General features: G+C 73.4%; 24 protein-coding genes and 1 pseudogene. 11 read left to right on the plus strand and 14 right to left on the minus strand.

Features of this window, described 5'->3' with window-relative positions:
• Positions 1-104: 104 nt before the first annotated feature.
• Positions 105-2,426, minus strand: coding sequence for a hypothetical protein (locus tag AB0J86_RS02645; protein WP_363851314.1), 2,322 nt, complete (start codon positions 2,424-2,426; stop codon positions 105-107).
• Positions 2,427-2,437: 11 nt separating this feature from the next.
• Entirely contained in the window at positions 2,438-3,214 is a 777-nt protein-coding gene (locus AB0J86_RS02650; RefSeq protein WP_363851317.1) for a deoxyribonuclease IV, read from the minus strand.
• Between the two features lie 197 nt (positions 3,215-3,411).
• Between AB0J86_RS02650 and AB0J86_RS02655 the strand changes: the two genes are divergently transcribed.
• From AB0J86_RS02655 to rplI, 5 genes are all read left to right on the plus strand, one after another.
• Positions 3,412-4,122, plus strand: coding sequence for a hypothetical protein (locus AB0J86_RS02655; RefSeq protein ID WP_363851320.1), 711 nt, complete (start codon positions 3,412-3,414; stop codon positions 4,120-4,122).
• 372 nt (positions 4,123-4,494) lie between these two features.
• A complete protein-coding gene (rpsF, locus tag AB0J86_RS02660) occupies positions 4,495-4,785 on the plus strand; it encodes a 30S ribosomal protein S6 (RefSeq protein ID WP_363851323.1) in 291 nt (96 codons plus the stop codon).
• 126 nt (positions 4,786-4,911) lie between these two features.
• On the plus strand, positions 4,912-5,433 hold the full coding sequence (locus AB0J86_RS02665; RefSeq protein WP_363851326.1) for a single-stranded DNA-binding protein: 522 nt from the start codon (positions 4,912-4,914) through the stop codon (positions 5,431-5,433).
• A 41-nt stretch (positions 5,434-5,474) separates the two neighbouring features.
• Positions 5,475-5,714 carry a 30S ribosomal protein S18 gene (gene rpsR, locus AB0J86_RS02670; RefSeq protein WP_091551811.1) on the plus strand — a complete coding sequence of 80 codons (240 nt, stop codon included), beginning with the start codon at positions 5,475-5,477 and terminating at the stop codon, positions 5,712-5,714.
• 14 nt (positions 5,715-5,728) lie between these two features.
• Positions 5,729-6,178 (plus strand): 50S ribosomal protein L9, encoded by a 450-nt coding sequence (rplI, locus tag AB0J86_RS02675; RefSeq protein ID WP_363851328.1) that lies wholly within the window; start codon positions 5,729-5,731, stop codon positions 6,176-6,178.
• A 225-nt stretch (positions 6,179-6,403) separates the two neighbouring features.
• Here rplI and AB0J86_RS02680 read toward each other — a convergent pair whose 3' ends face one another.
• Positions 6,404-8,389 (minus strand): hypothetical protein, encoded by a 1,986-nt coding sequence (locus AB0J86_RS02680; RefSeq protein WP_363851331.1) that lies wholly within the window; start codon positions 8,387-8,389, stop codon positions 6,404-6,406.
• Between the two features lie 420 nt (positions 8,390-8,809).
• Between AB0J86_RS02680 and dnaB the strand changes: the two genes are divergently transcribed.
• Positions 8,810-10,201: a replicative DNA helicase gene (gene dnaB / locus AB0J86_RS02685; RefSeq protein WP_363851638.1), complete on the plus strand. Its 1,392-nt coding sequence runs from the start codon at positions 8,810-8,812 to the stop codon at positions 10,199-10,201.
• 104 nt (positions 10,202-10,305) lie between these two features.
• Here dnaB and AB0J86_RS02690 read toward each other — a convergent pair whose 3' ends face one another.
• From AB0J86_RS02690 to AB0J86_RS02720, 7 genes are all read right to left on the minus strand, one after another.
• The gene (locus tag AB0J86_RS02690; RefSeq protein WP_363851334.1) at positions 10,306-10,983 is read right to left on the minus strand and encodes a maleylpyruvate isomerase N-terminal domain-containing protein; all 678 of its coding nucleotides are present in this window, start codon (positions 10,981-10,983) and stop codon (positions 10,306-10,308) included.
• Positions 10,984-11,111: 128 nt separating this feature from the next.
• On the minus strand, positions 11,112-11,492 hold the full coding sequence (locus AB0J86_RS02695; RefSeq protein ID WP_363851336.1) for a zf-TFIIB domain-containing protein: 381 nt from the start codon (positions 11,490-11,492) through the stop codon (positions 11,112-11,114).
• A gap of 19 nt (positions 11,493-11,511) precedes the next feature.
• Positions 11,512-12,144 (minus strand): phosphoribosyltransferase family protein, encoded by a 633-nt coding sequence (locus AB0J86_RS02700; RefSeq protein WP_363851339.1) that lies wholly within the window; start codon positions 12,142-12,144, stop codon positions 11,512-11,514.
• Between the two features lie 133 nt (positions 12,145-12,277).
• Positions 12,278-12,652: a CrcB family protein gene (locus AB0J86_RS02705; RefSeq protein WP_363851342.1), complete on the minus strand. Its 375-nt coding sequence runs from the start codon at positions 12,650-12,652 to the stop codon at positions 12,278-12,280.
• A complete protein-coding gene (locus AB0J86_RS02710; protein WP_363851344.1) occupies positions 12,649-13,053 on the minus strand; it encodes a CrcB family protein in 405 nt (134 codons plus the stop codon). The genes AB0J86_RS02705 and AB0J86_RS02710 overlap by 4 nt, the downstream gene beginning before the upstream one ends.
• 77 nt (positions 13,054-13,130) lie before the next feature.
• On the minus strand, positions 13,131-14,450 hold the full coding sequence (locus tag AB0J86_RS02715) for a glycosyltransferase 87 family protein (protein ID WP_363851641.1): 1,320 nt from the start codon (positions 14,448-14,450) through the stop codon (positions 13,131-13,133).
• 158 nt (positions 14,451-14,608) lie between these two features.
• Positions 14,609-17,056, minus strand: coding sequence for an EAL domain-containing protein (locus AB0J86_RS02720; RefSeq protein ID WP_363851643.1), 2,448 nt, complete (start codon positions 17,054-17,056; stop codon positions 14,609-14,611).
• A 1,033-nt stretch (positions 17,057-18,089) separates the two neighbouring features.
• On the opposite strand from AB0J86_RS02720, the gene moaC reads away from it, so the two are divergent.
• The 4 genes from moaC to AB0J86_RS02740 all read left to right on the plus strand — a co-directional run bounded on the left by moaC (position 18,090) and on the right by AB0J86_RS02740 (position 21,051).
• Positions 18,090-18,581 carry a cyclic pyranopterin monophosphate synthase MoaC gene (gene moaC / locus AB0J86_RS02725; RefSeq protein WP_363851347.1) on the plus strand — a complete coding sequence of 164 codons (492 nt, stop codon included), beginning with the start codon at positions 18,090-18,092 and terminating at the stop codon, positions 18,579-18,581.
• A complete protein-coding gene (locus tag AB0J86_RS02730; protein WP_363851349.1) occupies positions 18,578-19,069 on the plus strand; it encodes a MogA/MoaB family molybdenum cofactor biosynthesis protein in 492 nt (163 codons plus the stop codon). Before moaC ends, AB0J86_RS02730 begins: the two co-directional genes overlap by 4 nt.
• A gap of 342 nt (positions 19,070-19,411) precedes the next feature.
• Positions 19,412-20,617, plus strand: a complete 1,206-nt coding sequence (locus tag AB0J86_RS02735) for a molybdopterin molybdotransferase MoeA (protein WP_363851646.1) — start codon at positions 19,412-19,414, stop codon at positions 20,615-20,617.
• On the plus strand, positions 20,614-21,051 hold the full coding sequence (locus tag AB0J86_RS02740; RefSeq protein ID WP_363851352.1) for a molybdenum cofactor biosynthesis protein MoaE: 438 nt from the start codon (positions 20,614-20,616) through the stop codon (positions 21,049-21,051). Before AB0J86_RS02735 ends, AB0J86_RS02740 begins: the two co-directional genes overlap by 4 nt.
• Before the next feature lie 285 nt (positions 21,052-21,336).
• Here the strand turns inward: AB0J86_RS02740 and AB0J86_RS02745 are convergent.
• Together AB0J86_RS02745 and AB0J86_RS02750 are read right to left on the minus strand one after the other, a co-directional pair.
• Positions 21,337-22,728 (minus strand): annotated as a pseudogene (locus tag AB0J86_RS02745) (glycosyltransferase 87 family protein); the annotation flags it as partial.
• Between the two features lie 239 nt (positions 22,729-22,967).
• On the minus strand, positions 22,968-23,519 hold the full coding sequence (locus tag AB0J86_RS02750) for a DoxX family protein (protein WP_363851355.1): 552 nt from the start codon (positions 23,517-23,519) through the stop codon (positions 22,968-22,970).
• A gap of 203 nt (positions 23,520-23,722) precedes the next feature.
• Between AB0J86_RS02750 and AB0J86_RS02755 the strand changes: the two genes are divergently transcribed.
• A complete protein-coding gene (locus AB0J86_RS02755) occupies positions 23,723-24,262 on the plus strand; it encodes an N-acetyltransferase (protein WP_363851358.1) in 540 nt (179 codons plus the stop codon).
• A gap of 76 nt (positions 24,263-24,338) precedes the next feature.
• Here the strand turns inward: AB0J86_RS02755 and AB0J86_RS02760 are convergent, their stop codons facing one another.
• Both AB0J86_RS02760 and AB0J86_RS02765 read right to left on the minus strand, forming a co-directional pair.
• A complete protein-coding gene (locus AB0J86_RS02760; RefSeq protein WP_363851361.1) occupies positions 24,339-25,601 on the minus strand; it encodes an ATP-binding protein in 1,263 nt (420 codons plus the stop codon).
• A gap of 133 nt (positions 25,602-25,734) precedes the next feature.
• Positions 25,735-26,679: hypothetical protein (locus tag AB0J86_RS02765; RefSeq protein ID WP_363851364.1), on the minus strand; the 945-nt coding region annotated here is incomplete at its 5' end.

Genomic DNA, 26,679 nt, shown 5'->3' on the forward strand with positions numbered 1-26,679 from the left:
ATCGCTCTGCCCGTGCGGTCGGCCCGTCTCGACCGCATCCCGGACAGCACGCCGCCCCGGCACCGAGGAAATCCCTCCGGTGCCGGGGCGGCTCGCGTACGTCCCTACAGCCGGTAGACGACCGCGTCGCCGACCTCCTCGCGCTGGATGCCGAGCGTCTCCACGGGCAGGTCGATGGTCGCCTCCCACGGCGTACCGCCGACCCGGTCCCGGACCAGCACGACGGTGCGTACCCCGAGGGTGCGCAGGTACTCCACGCTGGTCGCGTCCGGGAAGCTCGTGGTGGCCCGGCGGACCTCGTCGAGCTGGCGCGGGGTGAAGCCGCTGCCGCCGTTGACGATCTTCTGGAACCGCGAGGTCGACCAGAGCATCACGTTCTCGTCGAACTCCTGGCCGCTGGGCAGCACCAGGACCGGCCCCTCGGCGGTACGCATCGCCGCCGGTTGCAGCGGCACGATCGGGTGCGGGGTGGTGTTCAGCCCCTCGACGAGCACCAGCGCCAACGGCAGCACCATGGCCAGCCGCAGCCACGGCCCGGGCCACGGCGGTACGCGCTGCGCGGCGACCTCCCGTACCCGCACCACGAACGCGCTCACGGCGCCCGCCGCGAGGATGCCGAGCAGCAGCGTGGTCCAGAGCATCAGCCGGCCCGGCGTGCGGAGCCCGTTCCAGCCGGGCAGGTGCTCGAAGAGCGGCAGGTAGGTGTAGGTGCCGCCGAAGAAGCGGGTGCCCATCGCGAGGATCGCGGTGGCCAGCACCCCGGCGAGCAGGAACAGCCGCTGCCGTACCGTCCAGATGGAGAAGAGCAGCCCGCCCGCGGCGAGCGCGTAGAGCACGAAGCCCGGTAGCAGGGTCATCTCGGGGTGCCAGGGCAGCCCGGCGCGCGCCTGCTCGTGCAGGCTCCCCCAGATCCGCGACTCGGCGGGGGCGACGAAGAAGCCGCTCGGCGGGGGCGAGTAGGCGCCCAGGATGTCCACCGACCGCTTGGCCTCCGGATACAGCTGGGCGACCTTGAAGTACGGGATCGACAGCAGCGCCCCGGCCAGCACGAAGATCGCCCCGCCCAGCACGTCGGCGAGCAGCAGCCGGGCGCCGAAGGGGCGCCGTACGCGCCGGCCGAGGTAGCGCCGCGCCAGCCAGATCACCGTCGCGACCAGCACGACCAGGCCCAGGATGTACGCGAACGGCAGGCCGATGCCGAAGCCCAGGCTCAGCTGCCAGGCGGCGACGAGCCAGCCGGTCAGCGCCCAGCCGGAGCGGCGTCGCTCGGGGCGGTAGCCCAGCCGCAGCGACCAGCCGTGCCCCCGGGCCAGCAGGGCCAGGGCCAGTGGGATGCCGCCGTTGGAGACGATGTGCAGGTGCCCGGCCTGGGCGAGCAGCCACGGCGCGTACGCGTAGCCGGCGGCCGCCACCGCCGCCCCGGCCTTGCCCGAGCCGAGCTGCCGCACCAGGGCGTACGCGCCGAAGAAGGCGAGCGCGTGCGCCAGCACAAAGATGATGTTGTACCGGAGGACGGCCGCCGTGGGGCCACTGCCGATCATGCCGGCCGGCGCGTAGCCGAGCAGCATGTCGGAGAAGGCGAAGCTCCACCGCAGCGGGTAGAAGCTGTTGGACTGGAAGAGCTGCCCCGGGTCGGTCAGCAGGATGTGTCCCGACCAGGCCATCTGCCAGGCCTGCAGGGTCGGGTCCCAGACGTCCTGGGCAATGGTGTGCTGCGGGTAGCGCAACGTGGGCCAGGTCATCAGGACGGCGAGGGCGAGGCTGCCCAGCACCGCGAGCGTCCACTCGTGGATCAGCACCCGGCCGGTACGGCGCAGGATCCGGCGGACGCGTCCGGGCACCCGCTCCGGCTCGGGGGCGAAGGCGGCGAACGGATCGTCCTGCTTCTCCTCGCCGTCGGGCGCGGTTGCGCCCGTACCGGCGGGATCGCCGGCCGGCGCGTCCTTCCCGGCGTTCTCGCCGGCGGCGGCGCGCCGGGCGGCCCGGCCCAGCCTGATCCGACCGAGCCTGAAGCCGCGCGAGGCGGGCGCGGCGTCCCGGGCGTCTGCCTTCTCCCCGGCGTCTGCCTTCTCCCCGGTGGCGGCCTTCTCGTCGACGGTGGCCGGCCCGGTCCCGCCGCTCCCGCTCCCGCCCCGTTCGGTCGCGTCCGGCCCGGCCTTGCCGGGGTCGTCCACCAGCGCGGCCTTCCCGGGGTCGTCCCCGTCCGGCGCGGCCTTGCCGGAATCGTCCCCAGCCGGCCCGGTCGCGTCCGGCGCGGCCTTCGTCGGGGCGGTCTCCGCCGCCCCGGCCTCGCCCGATCGGGATCCGGGGGCGTCACCCGACCGGGATTCGACGGTCGCCCCGGGCTCGTTCGCCGGGCCGGTCTCGCCGGCGCCCAGGGTGGGCCCGGAGGTCACGTCGGTCACGTCTGACTGCTCCGTGGTCATGGTGTCGTTCCCTACCGGCCCAACCGGTCCCGCAGGTACGCGATGTCGGCGCCCTGCCCGTCGGCGCCACCCGGCGTCTCGACGATGACCGGAGCGTCGGCGGCACGGACCACCGCGACCAGCAGTTCCGGGTCGATGGTCCCCCGGGCGAAGTTGTCGTGCCGGTCCCGCCCGGAGTCGAACGCGTCCCTGGAGTTGTTGGCGTGCACCAGGTCGATCCGACCGGTGATCGCCCTGACCCGGTCGACCACGTCGAGCAGGTCCTCACCGCCGGCGTGTGCGTGGCAGGTGTCCAGGCAGAACCCGACACCGTACTCGCCGACGGCGTCCCACAGCCGGGCGAGCGCGTCGAACCGGCGGGCACAGGCGTTGTCACCCCCGGCGGTGTTCTCGATCAGTACCGGCGTGGCGAAGCCGCCCTCCTTCGCGGCGTACGCGAAGGTCTTGCGCCAGTTGTCGAAGCCGGCGGCGAGGTCGTCCCCCTTGCCGACGTGTCCGCCGTGGACGACCAGACCCCTGGCGCCGACCGCCGCGGCCGCGGCGGCGTGCGCGAGCAGCAGCTTGCGGCTCGGAATGCGGATCCGGTTGTTCAGCGTCGCCACGTTGATGACGTACGGCGCGTGGATGTAGACCTCGACCTCCGCCGTGCTCAACCGCTCGGCGTCCGCGCGGGGCTCCGGGCTCTTCCAGCCCTGCGGATCGGCGAGGAAGAACTGGACGGCGTCGGCCTTGCGGAGGGCTGCCTCGTCCAGTGGATCGACGGGATCGACGTGGGCTCCGATGCGCATGAGGGCGAGCCTACGTCGCGGGGGCGACCGGGAGGGTCTGCCGGAGGCGCCATTTCGGGGTACCGGTCCGCCGGCCGTCCGCGTCACCGGGTCGTCCACCGGTCGTTAGGCCGGGTGAAACCGCCGGTCCGGACCTGGGACAGGGGCCGACCGGGGGATCGAAGCGTCTTGACCTGCCGGTCTGGAAGAGGGGAAACGTGCCGTCGCCGACCCGACACCGCCGCGCCACCGTGGCCGTCGCCGCGCTCTTCGCCGGCGCGCCGTCGCTGGCGTCGAGCGTGGCGACGGCCGGCCCGCCACCCGATCCGGCCCGCGACGGCCGGCCGGAGGTGGTCTTCACCGGCGGTGGCCTGTTCCGGGTGCGCTGCGGCGTCGAGCCGAAGCCCACGTCGCTGCGGCTGCCACCGGAGAGTTCGCTCCGGGTGGTCAACGACACCGGCCGGTCGGCTCGGCTGCTGCTGGACGGTGTGGCGCAGGGCGAGATACCGGGCGGCTCGGCCGGGGACGTACTGGTTCACCGCGGTCCCGTGTCGGTGGCGCTGCGGCCGGACTGCCTCCTGACGGACGAGGCGGCCGTGCGGGTCGAGGTGCAGGCGGTACCGGTCGGCGCGGTGCCGACCGGTCCGGAGGCGATGTCCAGCGGTGACCTGGCTGGCGCGGGCGACCGTGCCGGGGGCGCTGCTCCGGGGGCGTCCTCCGCCACGCGGCCCGGCGTGGCGGAGGACGCCCCGCCGCTGAACTGGGCGCGCGGGCCGGCTGCGGAGCCCGCCGGGCAGATCCGGCCGGTGCGCGAGGGTGGCCCGGTGGGGTTGCTGGCGTTGATCGCCGCGATCTGTGTGGTGGGCGTCTCCGCAGGAGCAATTCGGGCTATTATCGCTCAACGTGCAACTCGGGCAGTTGTGGCGTAAGATGACAATACAATAGGCTCCGCGGGGTACCTCCAGTCCAACCTCATCGGTGTGGTCGTTCCTCCCCAGGTCCCACCCAAAGAATGCGGACGGGGTGCCCCGCGGCTCTACCGGAAGGCCCCGCCCCCGCCACCACGGCGGAGGCGGGGCCGGTCCGTCTCTCGGGCGGCCGCCGGTACGTCGCCGGTCCGTCTCTCGGGCGGCCGCCGGGACGTCGCGCGGGGCGCCGCCGGTACGCGGAGCCGGCCGGGTATTCTGGTCAGGTTGTCCAGGCGCGCCGGTGGGGTCCGCCCACGACGTGTCCCGGCAACGACGCACGACCTCCTGCCACGGAAGGACCGTGGCCGCTAGCCCACAGGAGGTGAGCACGTCTTGCGTCATTACGAAATCATGGTGATCCTCGACCCAAGTCTCGAGGAGCGCACCGTCGCCCCGTCGCTCGACACGTACCTGAACGTGATCCGGACCGCGGGTGGCTCGGTGGAGAAGCTCGACGTGTGGGGCCGCCGGCGCCTCTCGTTCGAGATCAACAAGAAGGCCGAGGGCATCTACGCCGTCATCGACCTGCAGGCCACGCCTGACGCGGTGGCGGAGTTGGACCGGCAGCTGCGACTCAACGAGTCCGTGCTGCGCACCAAGGTCATCCGGCCGGAGACGCGCTGACCCAGCATTCCGGCACGCCCGGATCTGACAGCTTTCCCGGCACGCCCGGATCAGCCTCGTTAGCCCTGTCGTACTGCTCTGGCAGCCTGTACCGACAGAGACTGATGAGTACGCGAGGAGATGGTCATGGCAGGAGATACCACCATCACGGTCATCGGCAACCTGACCGATGACCCCGAGTTGCGATTCACCCCGTCCGGCGCGGCGGTCGCCAAGTTCCGGGTCGCCTCGACGCCCCGGTTCATGGACCGCGCATCCGGCGAATGGAAGGACGGCGAGCCACTCTTCCTCGCCTGCACCGTCTGGCGGCAGGCGGCCGAACACGTCGCCGAGTCGCTCCAGCGGGGCGCGCGTGTGATCGTCTCGGGCCGGCTGCGTCAGCGGTCGTACGAGACCCGCGAGGGAGAGAAGCGCACCGTCATCGAGCTGGAGGTCGACGAGATCGGCCCGTCGCTGCGGTACGCCACGGCGAAGGTGCAGAAGATGTCGCGTTCCGGCGGCGGTGGTGGCGGCTTCGGCGGCGGTGGTGGCGGCGGCCAGGGCGGCGGCGGAGGTAACTTCGACGACCCCTGGGCGACGGCGACCCCGGCCTCCTCGGGTTCCGGTTCGGGCGGCGGCGGCAACTTCGACGACGAGCCCCCGTTCTGATGGCGCCGAGCGCCAGAGATCGCAAACCAGGAGCAAGAGCAATGGCAAAGGCTGCGGCACTGCGCAAGCCAAAGAAGAAGGTGAACCCGCTCGACAAGGACGGGATCACCTACATCGACTACAAGGACACCGCGCTGCTGCGCAAGTTCATCTCCGACCGCGGCAAGATCCGCGCTCGGCGGGTGACCGGCGTTACCTCGCAGCAGCAGCGGCAGATCGCCCGTGCGGTCAAGAACGCCCGTGAGATGGCGCTCCTGCCGTACACGACCACGGCTCGCTGAGAGGAGGCACCCCCATGAAGATCATTCTTACTCAGGAGGTGTCCGGTCTCGGCTCGCCGGGCGACATCGTCGAGGTGCGGGACGGCTACGGCCGTAACTACCTGCTGCCGCAGGGCTTCGCGATCGCCTGGTCCAAGGGCGCGGAGAAGCAGGTCACGGTCATCAAGCGGGCCCGCGCGGCCCGCGAGATCCGCGACCTGGGTCACGCGAACGAGGTCAAGGGCCAGCTTGAGGGCCTCAAGGTCAGCCTGCGGGCGCGCGCCGGTGACGCCGGCCGCCTCTTCGGCTCGGTCACCCCGGCCGAGATCGTCGACGCGGTACGCGCCGCCGGCGGCCCGTCGCTGGACCGTCGGCGCCTGGAGCTGCCGGGTCACATCAAGTCGATCGGGAACTACGCGGTGCGGGTCAAGCTGCACCCGGAGGTAACCGCCCGGTTCGACCTGAACGTGGTGCCCTCCAAGTAGCAAACCGCGCGAGACCAGGGGTGCCGTACCTTCGGGTGCGGCACCCCTCGTCGTATCCGCGTCGTCGGTGGCCGGGGGTGGCGCGCAACGCGACTCGCCCGGAAGTGCCTCGCCCGGAAGTGGCTTGCCGGCGCGGCTCGCCCGGAAGAGAGCGGCCCGCTCCGGTGGGGCTCGCGCACGCGCGGCTCGCCCGTCCCGGCGGGCAGAGCGCGAGCGAGGGCGGGCTCAGGTGATCCGCTGGTCGGTGAGCACGCTGACGAGCAGGGTCGTGAGGCCACCGCCGACCACCGCCGCGGCCAGCCCCACCGCCGCCGCCCGCCAGGTCCGGCCGACCCAGCGGAACACGACGGCGAGGATCAGGCTGGCCAGCAGCGCCATGCCGAGCCGGGGCGAGCCCTCCAGCAGCGACGCCAGGGCGCGCGCCCGCTCCGAGTCACAGCCGCCGCCGGTCACGTCCGTCACGCAGCCGGCCGGGGCGTTGCCGTCGAGCGTCAACATCCAGACGAGGAAGCCCAGCAGCGGTACCGCGTACCAGGCGACGGCGTAGAGCATGGCGGCGAGCGGGCTGCCCCGGTCCGCGTCGAGCAGGTTCCGCTCGATCTCCCAGCCGTCCCGGCCCGTGATCGTCCCCGCGCGCCCGAGTCCGCCCGCGTACGCCGGACGTCCCCCGCCCGGGTACGGCGTCCGGGCACGTTCCGTACGCTCCCGTGGCCCCCGGTCGCGGGTCGCGCCGTACCGGGTCGGCCGGGTGCCGGACGTCACCGCCCGCTGCTCGTCCCGGGCCACCCGCTCCCGCCGCGCCGGCTCCCGTGAGCCCCGCTGCCGGCCCGCCCGCGACGGCGGCTCCGGCCGGGACGGCGACGTCGGGCGGGACGGCGGCTCGGAGGTGCTCGGATAGGCGACCGCGGGCGACCGTGGGGCCGAGACCGGGGTGTCCATCCAGCGCGGGTCGTCCTTCGCCAGCCGGGTACCCGGCCAGAAGCGGCCCTCCCCGGTACCGGAATCGCCCCCGTCCCGCTGCTCCAGCGCGGCGAGCTCGCCCCGGTCCCACTGGCTCGTGTCGGTCATCCGGTCCCACTGGCCGGTGTCCGTCGTCGACGCCCACCTGCCGGCGTCCGGGTACTCCTCCCAGCGCCGGTCCTCCGCGCCCCGGTCGGACCGGCCCGGGTCCGGAGCATCGTCCCAGCGCCCGCCGCGCGACGTGGCGTCCGACCGGTCGCCGGAGCGGTACCGCCGCCGGCCGCCGATGCCGTCACGTGCCGAGCCGGCGTCACGTGCCGAGCCGGCCTCGCGACCCGAGCCGGCGTCGCGTCCCGTGATCTCCCACGACCGGCGCGCGACCCCCGGCGTACGGTCCCAGCGGTCCGAATCGTCGGTCGCGTCGCCCCGGTCACCGGTGGCCCGGCCGCGCCGCTCCAACTCGGCGAGTTCGCTCCGGTCCCACTGGCTCGTGTCGGTGAGCCGGTCCCACTGGCCGGTGTCGGTCGTCGACGTCCACCGGTCGGTCCCGTCGGACCGCTCCCACCGGCCGGTCGAGGTCGACCGCTCCCGGCGGCCGGCATCGCCGGAACGCTCCGACCGCTCGACCTCCCCGGACCGCTGCCAGCGGCCGCTTTCCGTACGTTCCCAGCGGCCCGTCTCCGCGGAGCGCTCCCAGCGGTCGCTCTCCGTACGTTCCCAGCGGCCGGTCTCGGCCGATCGCTCCCAACGGCCGCCCTCACCGTCGCCGGAGAGGGCGAGCGGGTAGGCGTCGTCCCCGTCCTCCGCCAGCCGGTGCCGGTGCCGGCCGCTGCCGCGCGGGCGCAGCACGGCATCCGGTTCGAGCACCGCGTCCGGCTCCAGCACCGCGTCCGGCTCCAGCACCCGGTCCCGCCCGGTCGAGCGGTCCCGCCGGTCCGGCTCCGCGCCGGTGAGCCCCCACCGGCCGGACTCCGTCGCGGACCCGAGCGCCGGAGCGCCCAGCCGCCAGGCCGAGGACTCCGTTGACGAGGACTCCAGGGCCGCCAGCGAGTCCCGCGCCCAGTCCGGCGTGTACCGGTCGACCGGGTCCGGGTCCCCCCGATGACGGGCGCGCCGACGGCTGGGGGTGGCGTAGCCGCCCTGGTCGCGTGAGTAGGGATCGGCGGCAAGTCGACCGTCGTCGTCCCAGCCGTCGACGGGAGGTCGCTCGGACCGGGTCAGATCCCCGCGTCCCCAGTCCCGGTAGTCCACGGCCGGAGCGTGACCTTTCTGCAACGGGAGTGCAACCAGTCAGGCAGACACATTCGTCTGCGGAGAGCATACGCCCCAGGACCAGGCAAACCAGCCCCCGATTTCTTCCCTCCACAAGGTGGGGAACGTGTTTTCGCAGGTCAGGGCGTTTTACCTCGGCCGTCCCCAATGGTTTTACACAGCCTGTGCACAGGGCTGCTCACATCCCCGCCCCCACTGTCCACAGCTTGTCCCGAAACTCGTCCACCGGCTTGTTTGAGCTGGTGACCCCGGCGTACGTATGGTTGCCACCCGACCCTGCCGACGCGTTCGGCTCCGGGCCGGTCGGTCGGGAAACATCCCAGGCCGGAAGTGTCGTACCTCGGCCTTAGGGTCCAGCCGACGCAGCGGAGGGGGGAAGCCGTGTCGGTCACCGACGACATGCGTCCGGAGGCGCGACCCGCCGGCGCGCAGCAGCCTGCCACCCCCGCTCCGCGCGACGGACAGTTCGACAAGACCCCGCCCCAGGACGTCGCCGCGGAGCAGTGCGTGCTCGGTGGCATGCTCCTCTCCAAGGACGCCATCGCCGACGTCGTCGAGATGCTCAACACGAACGACTTCTACCGGCCGGTGCACGCCACCATCTTCGACGCGATCCTCGACCTCTACGGCCGGGGCGAGCCGGCCGACGCGATCACGGTGGCCGCCGCGCTGGCGGACTCCGGCGACCTCGGGCGGGTCGGCGGGGCGCCGTACCTGCACACCCTCATCGCCAGCGTCCCCACCGCCGCGAACGCCGCCTACTACGCCCGCATCGTCAGCGAGCGGGCGGTGCTGCGGCGGCTCGTCGAGGCCGGTACCCGCATCGTGCAGCTCGGGTACGGCTCCGCCGCCGGCGGTGGCCGCGACGTGGACGACATCGTCGACCTCGCGCAGCAGGCGATCTACGACGTCACCGAGCGACGGGTGAGCGAGGACTTCGCCGTCCTCGCCGACATGCTCCAGCCCACGCTCGACGAGATCGAGGCGGTCGGGGCGCAGGGCGGGGTGATGACCGGCGTACCGACCGGCTTCACCGACCTGGACCGGCTGCTGAACGGCCTGCACGCGGGCCAATTGATCATCGTGGCCGGCCGCCCTGGTTTGGGTAAATCGACCGCATCCATGGACTTTGCCCGAAATGCCGCCATCCGGGCGAACCAGGCGAGCGCCATCTTCTCCCTGGAAATGAGCAAGGTCGAGATCGTCATGCGACTCCTCTCGGCTGAGGCCCGGGTGCCGCTGCACGTGCTGCGCAGCGGACAGCTCTCGGACGACGACTGGACCAAGCTGGCCCGCTGCATGGGTGAGATCAGCGAGGCGCCGCTCTTCGTGGACGACACCCCGAACATGAACCTCATGGAGATCCGGGCCAAGGCGCGGCGGCTCAAGCAACGGCACGACCTGAAGATGATCGTTGTCGACTATCTCCAGCTGATGAGCTCCCCGAAGCGGACCGAGAGCCGGCAGCAGGAGGTCGCGGAGCTGTCCCGGGGGCTCAAGCTGCTCGCCAAGGAGGTCGAGTGCCCGGTGATCGCGGTCAGCCAGCTGAACCGTGGCCCGGAGCAACGTACCGACAAGCGACCGCAGCTGTCCGATTTGCGGGAATCTGGGTCAATTGAGCAAGATGCCGACGTTGTCATCCTGCTGCACCGCGACGACTACTACGACAAGGAGTCGCCGCGGGCCGGCGAGGCGGACTTCATCGTGGCCAAGCACCGTAACGGCCCCACCGACACCATCACCGTCGCCGCCCAGCTGCACCTGTCCCGCTTCGTCGACATGGCGATCTAGGTTCTTCCGCCGTGCCGGCGGACCCGGCCGATGGCGTCCACGTCCTCCGTTGCGCTGGCGGACCCGGCCGACCGGCGTCCATGTCCTCCGGCGCGTCGGCGGACTCAGCCGACGAGGGGGAACCGGTCGGCCGCGCCACCGAGCGCCGCGCGTTCCACCGCGTCCAGGGGCAGCCGCCCGGACGCCTTGAGCAGGTATTCCACGTCCGACCAACCGGCCGGGCGAGGGACGTCGGCGCCGAGTAGCCCGTCGACCGTCGCGAGCGCGACGCGGGTCGCCCGAGGGTCCGGTGTCGGGGCGTCGGGCAGCTCCACGACCAGGTCGAGGTGGTGGATGACCGCCTCGGTGACCAGCGTCGCGACGAGGTCCGACACGCGCAGCACGTGCCCCTGGGTGGTCACGAAGCCGTCCGGGTCGGCGGCGCCGGCCGCCCGTACCGCCGCCGGCGCGGTGTCCCGCCACAGCCGGACCACCCCGCTGGGGCGTTCGAACGCCGACGCGGAGCGGCGTACCCAGGTGGCGTGCCGGCCCCCGTCGTCGGAGCCGTTGCCGACCGCAGTCCAGTAGCTGACCTGGTCCACGTCGGCCGGCCCCTCGGCCGGGCTGGCCAGCGCCACGAGCGCCCGCTGCGCGTCGAGGTTCAGGTGGAACAGCAGATCGCTCACGAGCCAGCCGCGGCACCGGGTCGGTCGTTGCAGGTCGGCGTCGTCGAGCGGGGCGACGGCGGCGGTGATGCCGTCGTACGCGGCCAGCAGTCCGGCGTGTCGCGCGGCGAAGGTCATCTCGCCAGCGTGCCACCTCTGCCCGGTCGCCGCAGCGGGGCGCCGCCCCGGCGCGCTCGGGGGCGGTCCGGTCGAGGTGGAACGCGCGGAGGCCGACCGGGCCGGCCGACCTCCACGCGCGCCGAAGGTCAGTCGAAGAGCTCGTTCAGGAAGCTCTTCTTACGCCGGTAGTGGCCGTGGTAGCCGTGGTGCCCACCGTGGTGCCCGTACCCGGGAGCCGGCGGGTAGCCGTGCGAGACGGGCGGCGGCGGGGGCGGCGGTACGTGGCCCGGAGCGGCGTAGCTGGGCTGGTGCGGTGGGGGCGGCGGGGGCGGGTTGTAGCCACCCGGCTGGGGTGGCGCCGCACCGGTCTGCTGGCGCTGCCAATTCGCCTCGGCCTCGAAGAGCTTCTCCAACTCACCCCGGTCCAGGAAGATGCCCCGGCATTCGCTGCACTGGTCGACGGTGACGCCGCTGCGCTCGTACTGGCGCATCTCGCCACGACACTTGGGACAGATTAGCTGCATCACTCGAAGGTACCGGCTCGTGTCACCGGTGTGCGGCCAGCGCGGCCGTCACCTCGTCGTCGGAAACCTCGTGGAAGTCCTCGTAGAAGCGGCTGACCGCGCCGAATTCCGCCGGTCGTTGCAGGCAGACGACCTCGTCCGCCTCCGCCACCAACGTTTCGTACGCCTCCTCGGCGCCGACCGGTACCGCGACCACCACCCGCTGCGCGCCGAGTTCCCGGGCGACCGCCACGGCGACCCGCGCGGTGGCGCCCGTGGCGAGACCGTCGTCGACGATCACGGCGGTCCGGTCGGTCAGGTCCAGCGGCGGTCGGTCGGCCCGGTAGAGCCGCTCCCGGCGCGCCAGCTCAGCGGTTTCCCGGTGGACCACCTCGTCGGCCTGTTCGGGTTCGAGCGTGGTCGGCCCGTCGGTGCGGACCTGCACCCCGCCGGGACCGAGCGCGCCGAAGGCGACCTCAGGCGCCCAGGGAACGCCGAGCTTGCGTACCACCAGCACGTCGAGCGGCGCGCCGAGCCGGTCCGCCACGGCCGCGGCCACCGGCACGCCGCCCCGGACCAGTCCGAGCACGATGACGTCGGGCTGGCCGATCAGTGCCGTCAGTCGGTTGGCGACGCCGACACCCGCCTCGGTCCGGTCCTGGTAGATGGTGCTCATGCCTAAGGTGTACGCCTCGCCGGCCGGGTGCGCGGCGCAGTCGCCCGAGAAGGACCGAGAAGGACCGAGAAGGCGAGCGCCGGCGGCGCCGGACCAGCCTCGGCCGCACGCTCGGGCCCGCCGCCGGGCCGGATCAGCCGGTGGCGAGCGCCGCCAACCGCCAGCCCAGCGCGGCGGCGCCGAGGCCGGCGACCAGGGTCACGGCGACGTTGAACAGGGCACGGTACCGCCCGCCCGTTCCGTCCGCGGCGAGCCGCACCGTCTCGTATCCGAAGGTCGAGTACGTGGTGAAGGCGCCGCAGAAGCCGGTGCCGGCGAGCTGGCCGAGCCAGCCCGGGAGGCCGCTGCCGGCCCCGGCGATCGCGCCGAGCAGCGCGGAGCCGGCGACGTTCACGACGAGGGTCCCCCAGGGCAGGGCGGTGCCGGCGCGCGCGGTGGTGGCCCGGTCGACGAGGAAGCGGCAGACCGCGCCGACGGCCCCGCCGAGCAGCACCAGTACGAGCGTCACGGTCGTTCCCCCGCCGGACGGGAAGGGACGAGGGGGCGGATCCGACCCGCGACCGCCCCGCCGAGTGTGACGGCGGCGAGCGCGCCGGCCAGCGTGCCGAGGACGTATCCGGCGGCGAGCCCGGGATGGCCTCCGGCGACCAGTCCCCGGGTCTCGACCGCGTACGTGGAGAACGTGGTGAACCCGCCGAGCACACCGGTACCGAGAAACGGGCGGAGCAGCCGGTGGGGTGCGATCCGCGCGGTGACGATCCGCATCAGTGCGCCGATCAGCGCGCAGCCGGTCAGGTTGATGCAGAGCGTCGCCCAGGGCAGGCCGCCCGGCTGCGTGGGCCAGCCCGCGCCGATGCCGTAGCGGGCGGCGGAGCCGAGCGCTCCGCCCAACGCGATCACGGCCAGCACGTCCGCCGGCACCCGGCCGCCGGCTCGGTCGAGGCCGCCGGGTCTCTCTGGCCCGCGAGGGTCCTCCGCCGGTGTCGTCACGGGGCCGGTACCGGCGCGGCGGCGCTTTCCGGGCGCTCCGTCCGCGTCGGGCGGCGCAGCCTCAGCGCCGGGGCCCAGGCGAGGAACGCGATCGGGTAGAGCAGGTACCCGAACCGGGTGGAGGGCATCAGCAGGATCGCGGCGAGCAGCCCGTACCCGCAGATCATCGCCGCCGCCGCGGCGGTGCGCGGCGGGCGGCGGGCGAGCCGGACGGCGATGGCCAGCCCGGCCGCGCCGAGCAGCGCGGCGGCCAGGACCCGGCCGTCTGGCAGCCCGCTGGCGATCAGGTGGCCGGGGAACGGCGACTGCGCCGGGCTGGCGACCAGGCCGTGCCCGAGCGGGAACCGGAGCACGTTCTCGACCAGCGCGGGCGGGTCCACCAGCCAGGCCGGCAGCAGGGCGGCGACCGGTAGTCCGATGGCGCCGGCCGCGACCCGGGCACCGGTACGCCAGCCGCGGGTGCCGGCGTGAGTCAGCAGGACGAGCGCGACCGGCCAGGCGAAGAGCTTGAGCGCCCCGGCGACACCGATCACCAGGCCGGCCAGGCCGAGACGACGGGCGGCGCAGAGCGCCAGCGCCAGCAGGCAGAGCGCGAGGACGGGCAGGTCGTCGCCGCCGGTCGCGAGGGTGAGTGCGCAGATCGGCAGCACGGTGGCGAGCTGGAGCGCCCGGACCAGCGGGTACGGGTCGGCCGAGCCGCCGGCCGCCCCGTCGCCGGCCGCCGAGCCGCCGGCGTCGACCGTCGCCGGCTGGCGCGGGTGGCGCAGCGCCGCCACGGCGAGCCCGAGCAGGACCGCGGTCACCAGCGCGAACCAGACCCGGGCGTCGCTCCACCAGCCGTCGCCGGCGAGCGCGCGGGGCAGGCCGAAGAGGGCCATGCCCGGCTGGTACGGCGTGTAGCCGAGCAACCGCTCGTCCGGCGGCAGCGCGGCGATCGCGTCGTGCCCCAGGTACGGGGTCCCGTGGTCGAGCAGCCGTGCGCCGGCCCGCTCGACCACCAGCACCTCCTCCTGGGCCCGGTCGGTGCGCCCGCCGGCGCGTTGGATCGCCTGCAGGACCAGCGGCAGCAGGGCCGTGGTGGCGAAGGTGAGCACGGTGATCGCGGTACGGGCGGCGGCGCTGGCCAGCGGCGTGCCGCCGTGCCGCCGCCGGAGCAGCAGTTGCCCGCCGACGAGCAGGGCGGCGAGCAGGTATCCGACCGTGGCCACGGTTCCCCAGGCGCGGTGCGGCAGGAGCGTCGAGGTGGCGGCGGTGACGGCGGCGAAGGCGGCGGAGAGCGCGTACAGGCCGAGGTCGGCGGCGAGGCCACCGGCCAGCCGGTCGAGCCGCGACCAGCGGGAACCGCCTCCCGAGCGGGCGGTGGGCGCGTCGGGCGCCGGGCCGCGGGACGACGCCGTGCTGCCGGTGGGCGTGGTTCTGCCGGGGTCACGCCGCAGCGGCGGGACTGCGTTGCCGGTGGGCTGGTCGGCGGGGATCACGCCGGCAAGTGTGGCAGACGGTCGGGGCGTACCCGGCCGCTCGGCCGGCGGCCGGGGGCGATCCGGATCACCGAGCCCTCGTCGTGCAGCGCCGGGGCGAGGGTGCCGGGTCGGCCGCCGGAGCCGCGGCGTAGCGCGGCGAGCAGCCGCTGGGCCGGCATGGCGCGGCCGAAGAGGTGGCCCTGCCCGGCGGCGCAGCCGAGTTCCCAGAGCGCGGCTCGCTGCGGCTCGCTCTCCACCCCCTCGGCGACGACCATCAGGTCGAGGCTGCGGCCGAGGTCGACGGTGGAGCGGATGACCGCGGCGGCCTCGGGCGAGGTCTCCATGCTCATCACGAACGCCCGGTCGATCTTGAGCTCGTGCACCGGGATCCGGGAGAGGACGGAGAGCGACGAGTAGCCGGTGCCGAAGTCGTCGAGCGCGAGCCGTACGCCGGCGTCGCGGAGCTGCCCGAGAACCTGGTCTACCACCTCGAGCTGGCTGATGGTGAGGGTCTCGGTGAGTTCCAGGATGAGCAGGTCCGAGGGGAGCTGGTGGGCGCGTAGCCGGGCCAGTACGGAGCCGGGAAAGCGGGGGTCGAGCAGGCTGCGCGGCGAGACGTTGACCGCCACCGGCAGCTCGAAGCCGGCCTCCCGCCAGCTCTTGGCGGCGACGAGGGACTGGTCGAGCACGGCCTCGGCGAAGGCGGGCAGCAGTCCGGAGCGCTCGACGGTCTCCAGGAACCGCAGCGGGTCCATCATCCCGTGCACCGGGTGCTGCCACCGGGTCAGCGCCTCCGCCGCGATCACCTCGCCGGTGCCGAGGTCCACGATTGGCTGGAAGTTCACGGTGAACTCGTGGTCGGCGACCGCCCGGGGCAGGTCGCCGCCGAGGGCGAGCCGGCCCAGATCCGCGGTGTCCCGGGTCGGTACGTACGTGGCGACCCGGCGGTTGGTCCGTTTCGCCTGGTACATCGCGACGTCGGCGCGGCGCAGCAGCTCGGCCATGCCGCCGCCGGTGCTGGGCGCGATGGCGATGCCGCCGCTGGCCTCGACGTTGATCCGCATGCCGTCGAGGTCGATCGGCTGGTGCAGCGCGGCCAGCAGGGCCTCCGCCCGGTGGGCGGCGACCGCCGGGGCCGGCACCCCGCGCAGCAGGATGGCGAACTCGTCGCCGCCGAGCCGGGCCACCAGGTCGCCGTCCTGGCTCGCGGCGCGCAGCCGTTCGGCGACCTGGACCAGTACCCGGTCCCCGGCGGCGTGACCGAGGGTGTCGTTGACCTCCTTGAAGTGGTTGAGGTCGACCAGGAGCAGTGCGGTGACGCCCTCGGCGCGGCGCCGGTTGAGCTGTTCGTTGCCCTGTTCCAGCAGGTACCGCCGGTTCGCCAGGCCGGTGAGCGCGTCGTGGGTGGCGGCGTGGGCGTGGTCGTCGGCGACCCGGGCCAGCTCGGCGTAGGCGGACGCGTTGCGGATCGCGGTGCAGAGGGCGGAGGTGAACGTACGCAGGGTGTAGCTCTCGCGTTCGGAGAGCACGACGGCGCCGCGGAACCGGAGTCGGAGCGTACCCAGGTCCTCCTCGCCATCGCGGCCCTCCAGCCGGCTCTCGATGACGGGGTTTGCGCTGGCCGTGGCGGTGCCGGCCGGGCCGTCGTAGCCGATGCCCTGCGCGGTGCCCCGGATCAGCCGCGGCCCGTCCGGACCGACCAGCTCGATCTCGATCTCGTCGGCGGAGAAGAGGCGGGCGGCACTGGTCACCGCGGTGGTCAGCACCGCGTCGAGGTCGACGTTGTTGAGGGCGTCGGTGGCGCTGGCCAGGCGCTGCCAGGCGTCCCGCTCGGAGCGGCTGCGCAGGCGGCTCGACGACCAGAGGTGCAGGCTCAGCGCGAGCGGCGGTATCACGAGGAGCAGGCGGGCGTCGCCGTTGAGCGTGAGGATGCCGATGGTGAGCAGCGTGACGACGAAGCGGGCCAGCAGCGAGCCGAGCCGGATGTCCCAGTTCAGCCTCAGCAGTTGGCGGATCGGCCGCCGGGTGGCGAACGCGATGGCGGCGGTGGTGAAGCCCTCGTCGAGGGCGGTCACCGCGATCAGGGCGAGGGCGACGGTACCGACGTCGGCGGTGGGGCGGTCTCCGGTGGCGTGGTGCCCCAGCGCCACGAAGATGAGTCCAGCCGTGGCCGCGCCCAGGGTTTCCTTGGCGACGCCGAAGGCTCCCTTCATCGGACCGACTCTCGCGACGAACTTGCTGATGGCGATTCCGGCGGCGGTCGTGAGGACCACCCAGGACGGCGGGGCGACGGCCAGCCCGACCAGGAAGGCCACCTCCGTCCAGGAGATGCCCTGCTGGTTGGCGCCGATCCGGACCCGGACCATGACGCGGTTGGCGACGAGGACCGCGAAGACCAGGGTCAGTACCAGGTAGAGCGGTGGCCTCGGCCCCGCCGCGGTGACGGCGAGGTATCCCGCCATGGCCAGGGCGGCGATCCCCAATACGACGACGAGACCGACAAGCAGCTGTAGCCGCCGATCGGTCGCGTTGTCGTCGGATCCTCTGGCGCTGGCCACCCCTGTCCCTCGCTGCGACGCCGGATCGCGGGTGCGATAAGGCTACTCGCTGCCGGGTGATCGGGGTGTCACGCCCGGGTCTCGTCACTCCCAGTCGAGGCCACGCATGGCTTCCTCCTCCGGTGAGCGCATCATCTTTCACCGCCGGTGGGCGTCGATGGCTTGGTGGAGGGAAGCTTATGGGATAGTCCGAGAATTTCGCGCGGCTATGTGCCGGTATACGCAGTATAAGCCAACTCGCCAATAAGCTGTCACTGGCTGTCCGGATCGCGCGACGTTCCGCATATACGGCCCGTCGATAATGGTTCGAAGCGACGTTCGCTTCGGGAATGTTCCCAGTTTCCGGTCATCATTCTGCAACAAAGTCACAAAGCTACGTTCGGCCACCGATCGACTGCGGATGGTTGGCCGTTCTCGGTTCGTCGAATGGTCGTCGCCGCTGCGTTCCGCGGCCATGCCGATGCAATATCGCCCGGCCGTGCAGGTCGTCCGCGCCGTCGACCCGGCTCGGCCGCACGGGACAGTGAGCCGCGTCCGCCCAGCTGTCAGGAAGTTTTGATCCAAAATCTTCGATCTATATCACGCCGCGTCGGAGCGTGCGCCAGCGGGCGCGGATCCGGAAATTCGATCCGTACGATTCCCCGCAAAAGCCCTGCAAGCCTCTCCGGTAATCGGCCGCGCCCGGGGTCGGGATGCTCGCCCCGCCTCTGGATATACGGTTCCCCGGCCCGAAGGGATCATCCATCGTTCGTATCTTCACCGACGACTTCGAGGGCGATGTCGGTGACCTTCCCGGGTGGCGAATCCGCACCGGGCCAATGGCGTGCCCATTCGAACGCCTGATCGAGTGCGATCGGTATTGTCGTCGTCCACGTAGCGAAACGCCCGAGGCGCCGCGCCGCCCCGACGGGGTTTCCCGGCTCGATAAGCTCGATCGGTGACCGAGGCCGTAGAACTCACCCATGTCGACTCCGCCGGCGCCGCCAGGATGGTGGACGTCTCCGGCAAGGAGGTGACCGGGCGCCGCGCCGTCGCCGCCGGCCGGCTGCGCACCACCGCCGAGGTGGTCAAACTGCTGCGCCGGGACGGGCTGCCGAAGGGGGACGCGCTCGCCGTGGCCCGGATCGCCGGCATCATGGGCGCCAAGCGGACCCCCGACCTGATCCCGCTCTGCCACCCGATCGCCCTGCACGGGGTGACCGTCGAACTGACCCTCGCCGACGCGGGCGTGGAGATCGTCGCGACCGTCCGTACCGCCGACCGTACGGGCGTGGAGATGGAGGCGTTGACCGCCGTCGCCACGGCCGGGCTCGCCCTGATCGACATGGTCAAGGCCGTCGACCCGGCCGCCTCGATCGAGCGGGTACGCGTCCTGCGCAAGGAGGGCGGCAAGACCGGCGACTGGACCCGTCCCGAGGACCGGCCGTGATCCGGGCGCGGGTCGTGGTGGCTTCGAACCGGGCCTCGGCCGGGGTGTACGCCGACACGAGCGGGCCACTGCTCGTGGCGGGGCTGCGCGAACTGGGCTGCGAGGTCGACGAGCCGGTCGTCGTGCCGGACGGGGATCCGGTCGGCGCCGCGCTGCGCCAGGCCCACGCCGACGGCGTCGACGTCGTGGTGACCAGCGGCGGCACCGGCGTCAGCCCGACGGACCGCACCCCGGAGGTGACCCGGAGCCTGCTCGACTACGAGGTCCCCGGGATCGCCGAGGCGATCCGGGCACACGGCCGGACCAAGGTACCGAGCGCCGCGCTCTCCCGTGGGCTGGCCGGGGTGATCGGGCGGACGCTGGTGGTCAACCTGCCCGGCTCGACCGGCGGCGCGCGCGACGGGCTCGCCGTGCTCGGACCGATCCTCACGCACGCCGTGGAGCAGCTGCGCGGCGGCGACCACCCGCAGCCCCCGCCCGCGGGCTGAGTCCCGGCCGGGCCGCCGCCAGGGAGGCCGGGGGCCGGCCTGCCCGGCGATCGGACGCAGCGCCGAGGTAGCCGAGGGTCGGTCTCCCGGTGATCGGACGCGTCGCCGGGGAGGCCGAGGGTCGGTCTGCCGGGTGATCGAACGCATCGCCGCGTCGGTCCGTGCGCGGCGATAGGCTCGGAGCCAGGGCCGGCAGGGCGACACCCGCCGGCCGTGCCCAGGAAGGAAGGTTCGCGCCGTGCGCCCGAGAGCTGAGCTTGCCGCCCCCCTCGCCCGGGACGCCGACCGGTGAACGTGGAGGCGACCAGCCGGCCGGCCGACTCCCTCGCCGCCGCCGCGCCCGTGGACTGGCAGGACGCCCGGCTCCTGGTGCACGCCGCCGGGCGGGCCGCCGCGCTCCCCGCCGTCGAGCTGCCCGTCGCGGACGCGGACGGCACGACGCTGGCCGAGCCCCTGGCTCCCCGTACCGACCTGCCGGCCTTCCCGACCTCCAGTGTGGACGGATGGGCCGTGCGCGGTACCGGTCCGTGGCGGGTGGTGGGGCGCGCCCTCGCCGGCAGCACGCCGGCACCGCTGGCCGAGGACGGTACGGCGATGGAGATCGCGACCGGGGCGATGCTTCCCGACGGGGCGACCGGGGTGCTCCGGATCGAGGAGTCGGGGCGCGACGCCGACGGGCGGGTCACCGGCACGCTGCGGGACACCCCGGAGTGGCGTACCCCGGGCGAGGAGGCGCGGGCCGGCGAGGAGCTGCTGCCGGCCGGTACCCCGGTCGACCCCGGGGTGATCGGGCTGGCCGCCTCGTGCGGCCACGACGCGCTCGCGGTGCGCCCGGCCCCGCGCGCCGCGCTGCTCATCTTCGGCGACGAGCTGCTGACCGCCGGCGTGCCCGGCGCCGGCCGGGTGCGGGACGCGCTCGGCCCCGCCGTACCGGCCTGGCTGCGCCGCCACGGCGCCGCGATCGACGCCCGGGACGTCATCGGCCCGGTGGCCGACACCCTCCCCGCGCACGTGGCGGCGCTGCGCACCGCCCTCGACCGCGCCGACCTCGTCTGCACCACCGGCGGCACCATGCGCGGCCCGGTCGACCACCTGCATCCGGCGCTGGCCGAACTCGGCGCCGAGTACGTGGTCAACACGGTGGCCGTACGCCCCGGTTTCCCGATGCTGCTGGCCCGGGTTGCCGGCACCGACGGCCGGGACCGGTTCGTGGCCGGGCTGCCCGGCAACCCGCAGTCGGCGATCGTCGCGCTGGTCTCCCTCGTCGCCCCGCTGCTGGCCGGGCTCCGGGGTCGGCCGGTGCCGGTGCTGCCGCAGGTCACGCTCGCGGAGCCGATCCACGGTCGCGGCGACTACACCCATCTGGCGCTGGTCCGCGTCGATCCGGCGACGGGCGCGGCCCGCCCGCTCCGGCACGTGGGATCGGCGATGCTGCGCGGGCTGGCCCAGGCCGACGGGTTCGCGGTCGTGCGGCCCGGCACCCGTGGCGAGCCCGGCCAGCGCGTACCCCTCGTACCGCTGCCCCTGACGATCGGAGAGCGACCGTGAAGTCATCCACCACCGGACGGGTCGCGCACGTCGCCGTGACCACCGAGCCGCTCGACCTCGCCGCCCACGAGGCGGCGGTCGCCGACCGGCAGGCGGGTGCCGTCGTCTCGTTCCAGGGCGTGGTACGCGACCACGATCATGGTCGCTCGGTGACCGAGCTCGAGTACGAGGGCCACCCGAGCGCACCCGACGTGCTCCGCGAGATCGTCGAGGAGATCGCCGCCGACCCGGACGTCTACGCGGTCGCCGTCTCGCACCGAATCGGGGTGCTCGCCGTCGGCGACGTGGCCCTGGTGGCGGCCGTGAGTACCGCGCACCGGGCCGCCGCCTTCGCGACCTGCGCCCGGCTGGTGGACGAGGTGAAGGCGCGCCTGCCGATCTGGAAGCGACAGCTCTTCGCCGACGGCGGCGAGGAGTGGGTCAACTGCCCCTGAGGCCGGACCCGCGCCGATCCGGCCGCCGTGGCCGGTCCCGGTGCCACCGGACGGGGCGGACCGGGACCGCACTCACCGCTGTCAGTCGGTGACCCGCTGGTCGGCCGACCCGAGCCGCTGTCCGCCAGTGACCCGCTGGTCGCCCGCCGGCCCCGGCTTCTGGCCGGCCGTGACCCGCTGGCCGCTCGTGAGCCGCTGGCCGCCGGCCGGCCCGAGCTTCTGGCCGGCCGTGAGCCGCTGGCCGCCCGACACCAGGCCGCGACCGCGCCACCGGACCGGCTCCGCGTAGAAGGCCGGCTCGGCACCCGGCCGCCACGGCAGGGCCGCCACGAGCACGATCAGCGCGAGCGCGAGCGAGTTCTCCATCAGGACGCCGAAGAAGCCGTCCCGGTAGTGCGAAACCTCCGGCAACTGGTGCTCGTACGGCCAGATCGGCGAGATCAGGAAGAGCAGGTAGAGCCCGAGCGCGGCCACGCCGTGCCGCAACCCCGTGAGCGTCGGGTACCAGATCGGCGGGCGCAGCCCCTGGAGCGCGAGGTTCGGCTGCGTGGCGACCCGCTGTTGCAGTCCGCGGCTGGCCTCCCGGCGGCGGATCGCGGCGTCGGCGAGGACGACGATGGCGGGGATCACCCAGACGAGGTGGTGCGACCAGGAGATCGGGCTGATCACGTTGGTGGTGAGCCCGACCAGCGTGAAGGCGGTCAGCTCGTCCCCGTCGGAGTGGGCGCTGGAGGCCCTGGAGAGGCCGAGCGCGAGCACCAGTACCGAGAACGAGAGCCAGAGCAGGCCGGGCGTCTCGATCGAGTCGTAGAGCCGGGCGAGCACGCCCGCCAGGGACTGGTTGGGCGTCATGTCGGCGGCGCCGACCCGTTCGGTCTGCCAGAGCACCGAGGTGAAGTACGCCATCGACTCGCGCCCGGCGACCGCGAAGGTCGCCAGCGTGACGCCGACGGCGGTGCCGACCGCGGTCAGCGCGGCGCGCCACTGGCGGGTGACCAGCAGGTAGAAGATGAACAGGGCCGGGGTGAGCTTCACCGAACTGGCCAGGCCGATCCCGACCCCGGCCCAGGCGCCGCTGAGCCAGAACCGCCGCAGCGGGCCGTCGGAGGCGAGGCTGCGCCGCCGGCCGCGCCGGGCCCGCCAGCGCAGGGCCACCAGGTCGGCCATGACCAGCCCGAAGAGCAGCACGTTGATCTGCCCGTACCCGAGGGTCTCCCGGACCGGCTCGATCGCGATCGCGAGCGGCACCGCGAGGCCGACGGAGAACCAGAGCGACCAGCCCACGCGGGTGGCGATCGGTCGGAGCAGGGCGGCGAGGACGAGCGCGAGTACGGCGATGCTGGCGAGGATGTTGAACCAACCGGCGAGACCGACCGGGATCTTGGCCATCGGCAGCATGACCAGCCCGGCGAAGGGCGGATAGGTGAAGCCCAGCGTGGTCTTCGGCGCGATGAACTCGTAGAGCTCGTTACCGCCCGCCCACCAGACCACCGCGCCGTGGTAGATCTTCATGTCGAAGAAGTTGTACGGACGACCGAATGCGCCGATGGCCAGCCATGCAGCGTAGAAGGCTCCGGCGACTATGCCGATCCGTACGACTGCCCGACGATCTAGCCCACGAGCAATGCGGCGGACTGGGGCGAGGCGGCCCAGCCGTCTCCCGACGGTCGCCGGCATGGCGTGGCCACCCCCGTACCAATCGTGTACTTCCCGTCCAGGTCCTGCACGGAGCCTAGAGCGGTGCCTCACTCGAATGCCTCCAGCGTTATCCGACCGTGTCCGATCCCACACTAGTTCGCGACATTTCTACCGCGTTAACGCGGGGCGTGCGGTTCAGGTGATTCGCGGTGTCCGTTCGGGGCGGTGCTGGGCCGGACCCGCGTCACCGCAGGTCGGCCCGAGGGGATGGAATCCGCTCAGCCGGGGAGACGGACGGCTGCCGCCGACTTCACGGACTTCATCGCGGTACGCGCGTCGCGTCGAGCGGTGCGCACCGCCCGTCGCATCGAACGCCGTCCATCCTGGACGGCGTGGCTGGCCCGCCAGCCGAGTCCAGGACGGCCCTGGGTGTCGACGGCGGCCAGGAGCAGACCGCCGAGGAGGCCGAGGTTCTTCATGAACTGGATCCGTTGACCGGCCCGCTGAGCAGGATCGTCGATCTTCCAATAGGGATGACCGGCGATGGTGGTCGGGACCAGTGTACCGGCCAGGACCACGGCGGCGGGCCGGGTCAGCCGACCGCTCGCCAGCGCGAGGCCGGCGACCGCCTCGACGGCGCCGTGGATCCGGACCAGGGTCGCCGGATCGGCGGGCGTGGGCAGCCCACTCTTCCGCAGCAGCGGCGTGACGCGATCCGTGACCGGCTTCGCGCGCTCCATGAACGGTCCCGGGTCCATCGCGGACCGTAGCCCGTTGACGACGAAGATCGCGCTCAACATGGTGCGCGCGGCGCTGCGTACGGGTCTCATGGCTAAGTCATACCTCGTCGGAAGCCGGCCCACCTGGCCATCCGCCGGACTGCCCCACCAACGCCGACGCGGGCGCGGGCGCGGCGTCCCGTCCTTCCCGCCGCGCTGCCCCGCATGCCGCCCCGGCGTGGCGCGTGCCAACCCGGATCGCTCCGGCGATTCGCCATTTACCTGGCGGGCGGGTAGCGGTAGCGTCGCGAGGCGTGACCAGTCTTCGGCTGCGACCGGAGGACACCGCTGACCCCCCGGCTATCCGCCGGGTGGTGGCCGAGGCGTTCGCCCGGCCGGACACGCCCGTACCGGCCGAGGTCCGGCTGGTCGAATCGCTGCGGGCCAGCGAGGCATGGCTGCCCGAACTATCGATGGTGGCCGAGGCCGACGGCGAGATCGTCGGCTACGCGCTGCTGACCCGGGTACGGGTCGACCCGGGGCTCGTACCAGCGCTCGCGCTCGGCCCGGTGGCGGTACCGCCCCGCCGGCAGCGACGGGGGTACGGCAGCGCCGTGGTGCAGGCCGCGCTCGACGCCGCCGTGGAGTTGGGCGAACGGCTGGTGGTCGTGCTCGGCGCGCCGGCCTTCTACCGGCGGTTCGGGTTCGAGCCGGCCGCCCGGTTCGGGCTGACCAGCCCCTGGTCCGGCCTGGGCGATCCGTGGCAGGCCCTGGCCCTGCCGGCGGCGGTGAGCGGTGCCGAGCCTCCGCCGAGCGGCGAGGTGAGCTATCCGCAGGCCTGGGCGCAGGTCTGAGCCTGTTTCGCCGCGCAGGGCTGAGCTGGTTCGTACGGGCCCGGCGGTGGGGCCCACCATTGCCCGGCTCAGCCCGTCAGGCGGGTTGGGTGCGCAGGTACCGGCCGAAGTGCGGCACGGTGAAGGCGACCGTTCCGCGCTCGCCGGAGTAGATCAGCCCTTTCTTGATCAGCGCGTCCCGGGCCGGGGAGAGGCTGGCCGGCTTGCGGCCGAGCGAACGGGCGATCTCGGCGGTCGGTACCGCCGCGTCCATGTCGTCGCGGGCCCCGCCGGTCTCGGCGTTCCGCTCGGATTCGCCCGTCACCAGGGAGAGGGCGGCCATCGCGCGCATGTACTCCCGTTCGGCCGGGGTCGCCCGCTCGAAGCGCGAACCGAAGAAGCCGACGGCCAGCTCGGCCTCGGCCTCGGGGGCGGCGACCCGGACGTCGGCGGCGGTCACCGGGGAACGCGGGGCGTGGTCCCAGGTGGACTTGCCGTACGCCTGCACGAAGTAGGGGTAGCCGCCCGACTTCTCGTAGAGCAGGTCCAGCGCCTTCTGCTCGTACTCGACCCCCTCCCGCGCGGCGGGCGCGCAGAGCGCCTGGTCGGCGGCGATCCGGTCGAGCCGGTCGATGCGCTGGTACCGGAAGAGCCGCTCGGAGTACGACTTCGCGGCCGAGAGCACGGCGGGCAGGTGCGGCAGCCCGGCCCCGACCACGATCAGCGGCGCGCCCAGTTGGGAGAGTTCGTGGCAGGCGGCGCAGAGCGCGGAGACGTCCTCCGCGCCGAGGTCCTGCATCTCGTCGATGAAGATGGCGATCCCGGTGCCGACGTCGGTGGCGACGTCGGCGGCGTCGGTGAGCAGCTCGACGAGGTCGATCTCGATGTCGCCGGAGTCGGCGCGCCCGGCGCTGGCCGGTACGTCGATGCCGGGCTGCCACCGGTCCCGCAGCCGCGGGGTGGTCGAGCCGCGCCCGCCCGACCCCGTGCCGGTGCGCATCGCGAAGGCCTTCAGCACGCCGAGGAACGCGTCTATCCGGTCGGGAGCGCGGTGGTGTGGGGCCAGCTCCCGTACCGCCATGTGCAGCGCGGCGGAGACCGGGCGGCGCAGCGACTGGTCCGGCCGGGCCTCGATCTTCCCGGTGCCCCAGAGCCGGTTGATCGCCTGCGAGCGCAGCGTGTTGAGCAGGACCGTCTTGCCGACCCCGCGGAGCCCGGTGAGCATCAGGCTCCGCTCCGGCCGACCCCGGGCGATGCGCTCCAGGACGATGTCGAAGACTTCCAGCTCCCGACCCCGGCCGGCGAGCTCGGGTGGGCGCTGGCCGGCGCCGGGCGCGTACGGGTTGCGGACCGGATCCACGCATTGCACCGTATCGGTTCGTCTAGCCCTGTAGCTAGAAACCGGTAGAGGAAGCTACGGCGTGTCCCGCGCGGGCTTCCTCTCGGTGAAACTAGGGCCGTCTAGCAAATGGGCTAGACGGCCCTAGTTTTGACTACCGTTCCTTCATGCAGAGGACGTAGTCCGCGAAGTCCATCGAGTCGTCGTACGTGTACCAGGTGTCGGCGTCCTTGTTGCCGTAGATCGGGTCGTTGGTGCACCGCTTCGTGTCCGTGGTGAACGGAATCCTCGCGAGGACCTCGTAGGTGTTCGGTCCACAGGGCACCTTCTGCAGCTCCGGATCATCGTCGGTGCCCTTGTTGACCACGCAGTCGCCCTTGCGGAAGTCGTTCGCGCTGCCGTTGCTCTGGCTACGGGTCGGCACGGGCCCCGGCACGTCCGGGATCGAGATCGTCGGAACCGGAACCGGCTCCGGCTCGTCCTGGCTCTGCGTGTACCGGTAACCGGCCCAGCCGGCGATGGCCAGGCACGGGCAGAGCAGGAGCACCACCACGAGCCCGATGATCAGGGCGACCTTGCTGCCACCGCCCTTCTTGGGCGGGGTCGGCGCGCCCAGGGGCGCGCCCGGGCCGCTGACCGGACCGCCCGGGACGCCCGGGCCGAACTGACCCGGGGGCGGCGTTCCCCACTGTGGTTGCGGGGCGCCGCCGGGCGGGGGCGGGTAACCACCGGCCGCCGCCGGCGGGCCGGAGGCCGGCTGGCCCCACTGCGCCGGGTCCTGCGGCGCCGGCGGGCCGGAAGCGGGTTGGCCCGAGGCCGGCTGGCCCCACTGCGCCGGGTCGTGCGGTGCGGGCGGGCCGGAGGGTTGCGGTTGGCCCCACTGCGCGGGATCCGGGGTGGGCAGCGGCTGGGTGGGCTGCGGCTGGCCCCACTGGGGTTCGGGCGCGGCCGGCGGGCCGGACGCGGGTTGGCCCCACTGCGCCGGATCCTGCGGCGCCGGCTGACCCCACTGCGCCGGGTCGTGCGGTGCGGGCGGGCCGGAGGGTTGCGGTTGGCCCCACTGCGCGGGATCCGGGGTGGGCAGCGGCTGGGTGGGCTG

The sequence above is a fragment of the Micromonospora sp. NPDC049559 genome, assembly GCF_040676675.1.
GTDB lineage: Bacteria > Actinomycetota > Actinomycetes > Mycobacteriales > Micromonosporaceae > JBFAPK01.

What these genes read in the sequence shown, in the direction of transcription:
- AB0J86_RS02645 (WP_363851314.1), bottom strand. Translation starts at nt 2,426, where the DNA reads ATGACCACGGAGCAGTCAGACGTGACCGACGTGACCTCCGGGCCCACC.
- AB0J86_RS02650 (WP_363851317.1), bottom strand. Translation starts at nt 3,214, where the DNA reads ATGCGCATCGGAGCCCACGTCGATCCCGTCGATCCACTGGACGAGGCA.
- AB0J86_RS02665 (WP_363851326.1), top strand. Translation starts at nt 4,912, where the DNA reads ATGGCAGGAGATACCACCATCACGGTCATCGGCAACCTGACCGATGAC.
- rpsR (WP_091551811.1), top strand. Translation starts at nt 5,475, where the DNA reads ATGGCAAAGGCTGCGGCACTGCGCAAGCCAAAGAAGAAGGTGAACCCG.
- rplI (WP_363851328.1), top strand. Translation starts at nt 5,729, where the DNA reads ATGAAGATCATTCTTACTCAGGAGGTGTCCGGTCTCGGCTCGCCGGGC.
- dnaB (WP_363851638.1), top strand. Translation starts at nt 8,810, where the DNA reads ATGCGTCCGGAGGCGCGACCCGCCGGCGCGCAGCAGCCTGCCACCCCC.
- AB0J86_RS02690 (WP_363851334.1), bottom strand. Translation starts at nt 10,983, where the DNA reads ATGACCTTCGCCGCGCGACACGCCGGACTGCTGGCCGCGTACGACGGC.
- AB0J86_RS02700 (WP_363851339.1), bottom strand. Translation starts at nt 12,144, where the DNA reads ATGAGCACCATCTACCAGGACCGGACCGAGGCGGGTGTCGGCGTCGCC.
- AB0J86_RS02720 (WP_363851643.1), bottom strand. Translation starts at nt 17,056, where the DNA reads ATGGCGGGATACCTCGCCGTCACCGCGGCGGGGCCGAGGCCACCGCTC.
- AB0J86_RS02750 (WP_363851355.1), bottom strand. Translation starts at nt 23,519, where the DNA reads ATGAGACCCGTACGCAGCGCCGCGCGCACCATGTTGAGCGCGATCTTC.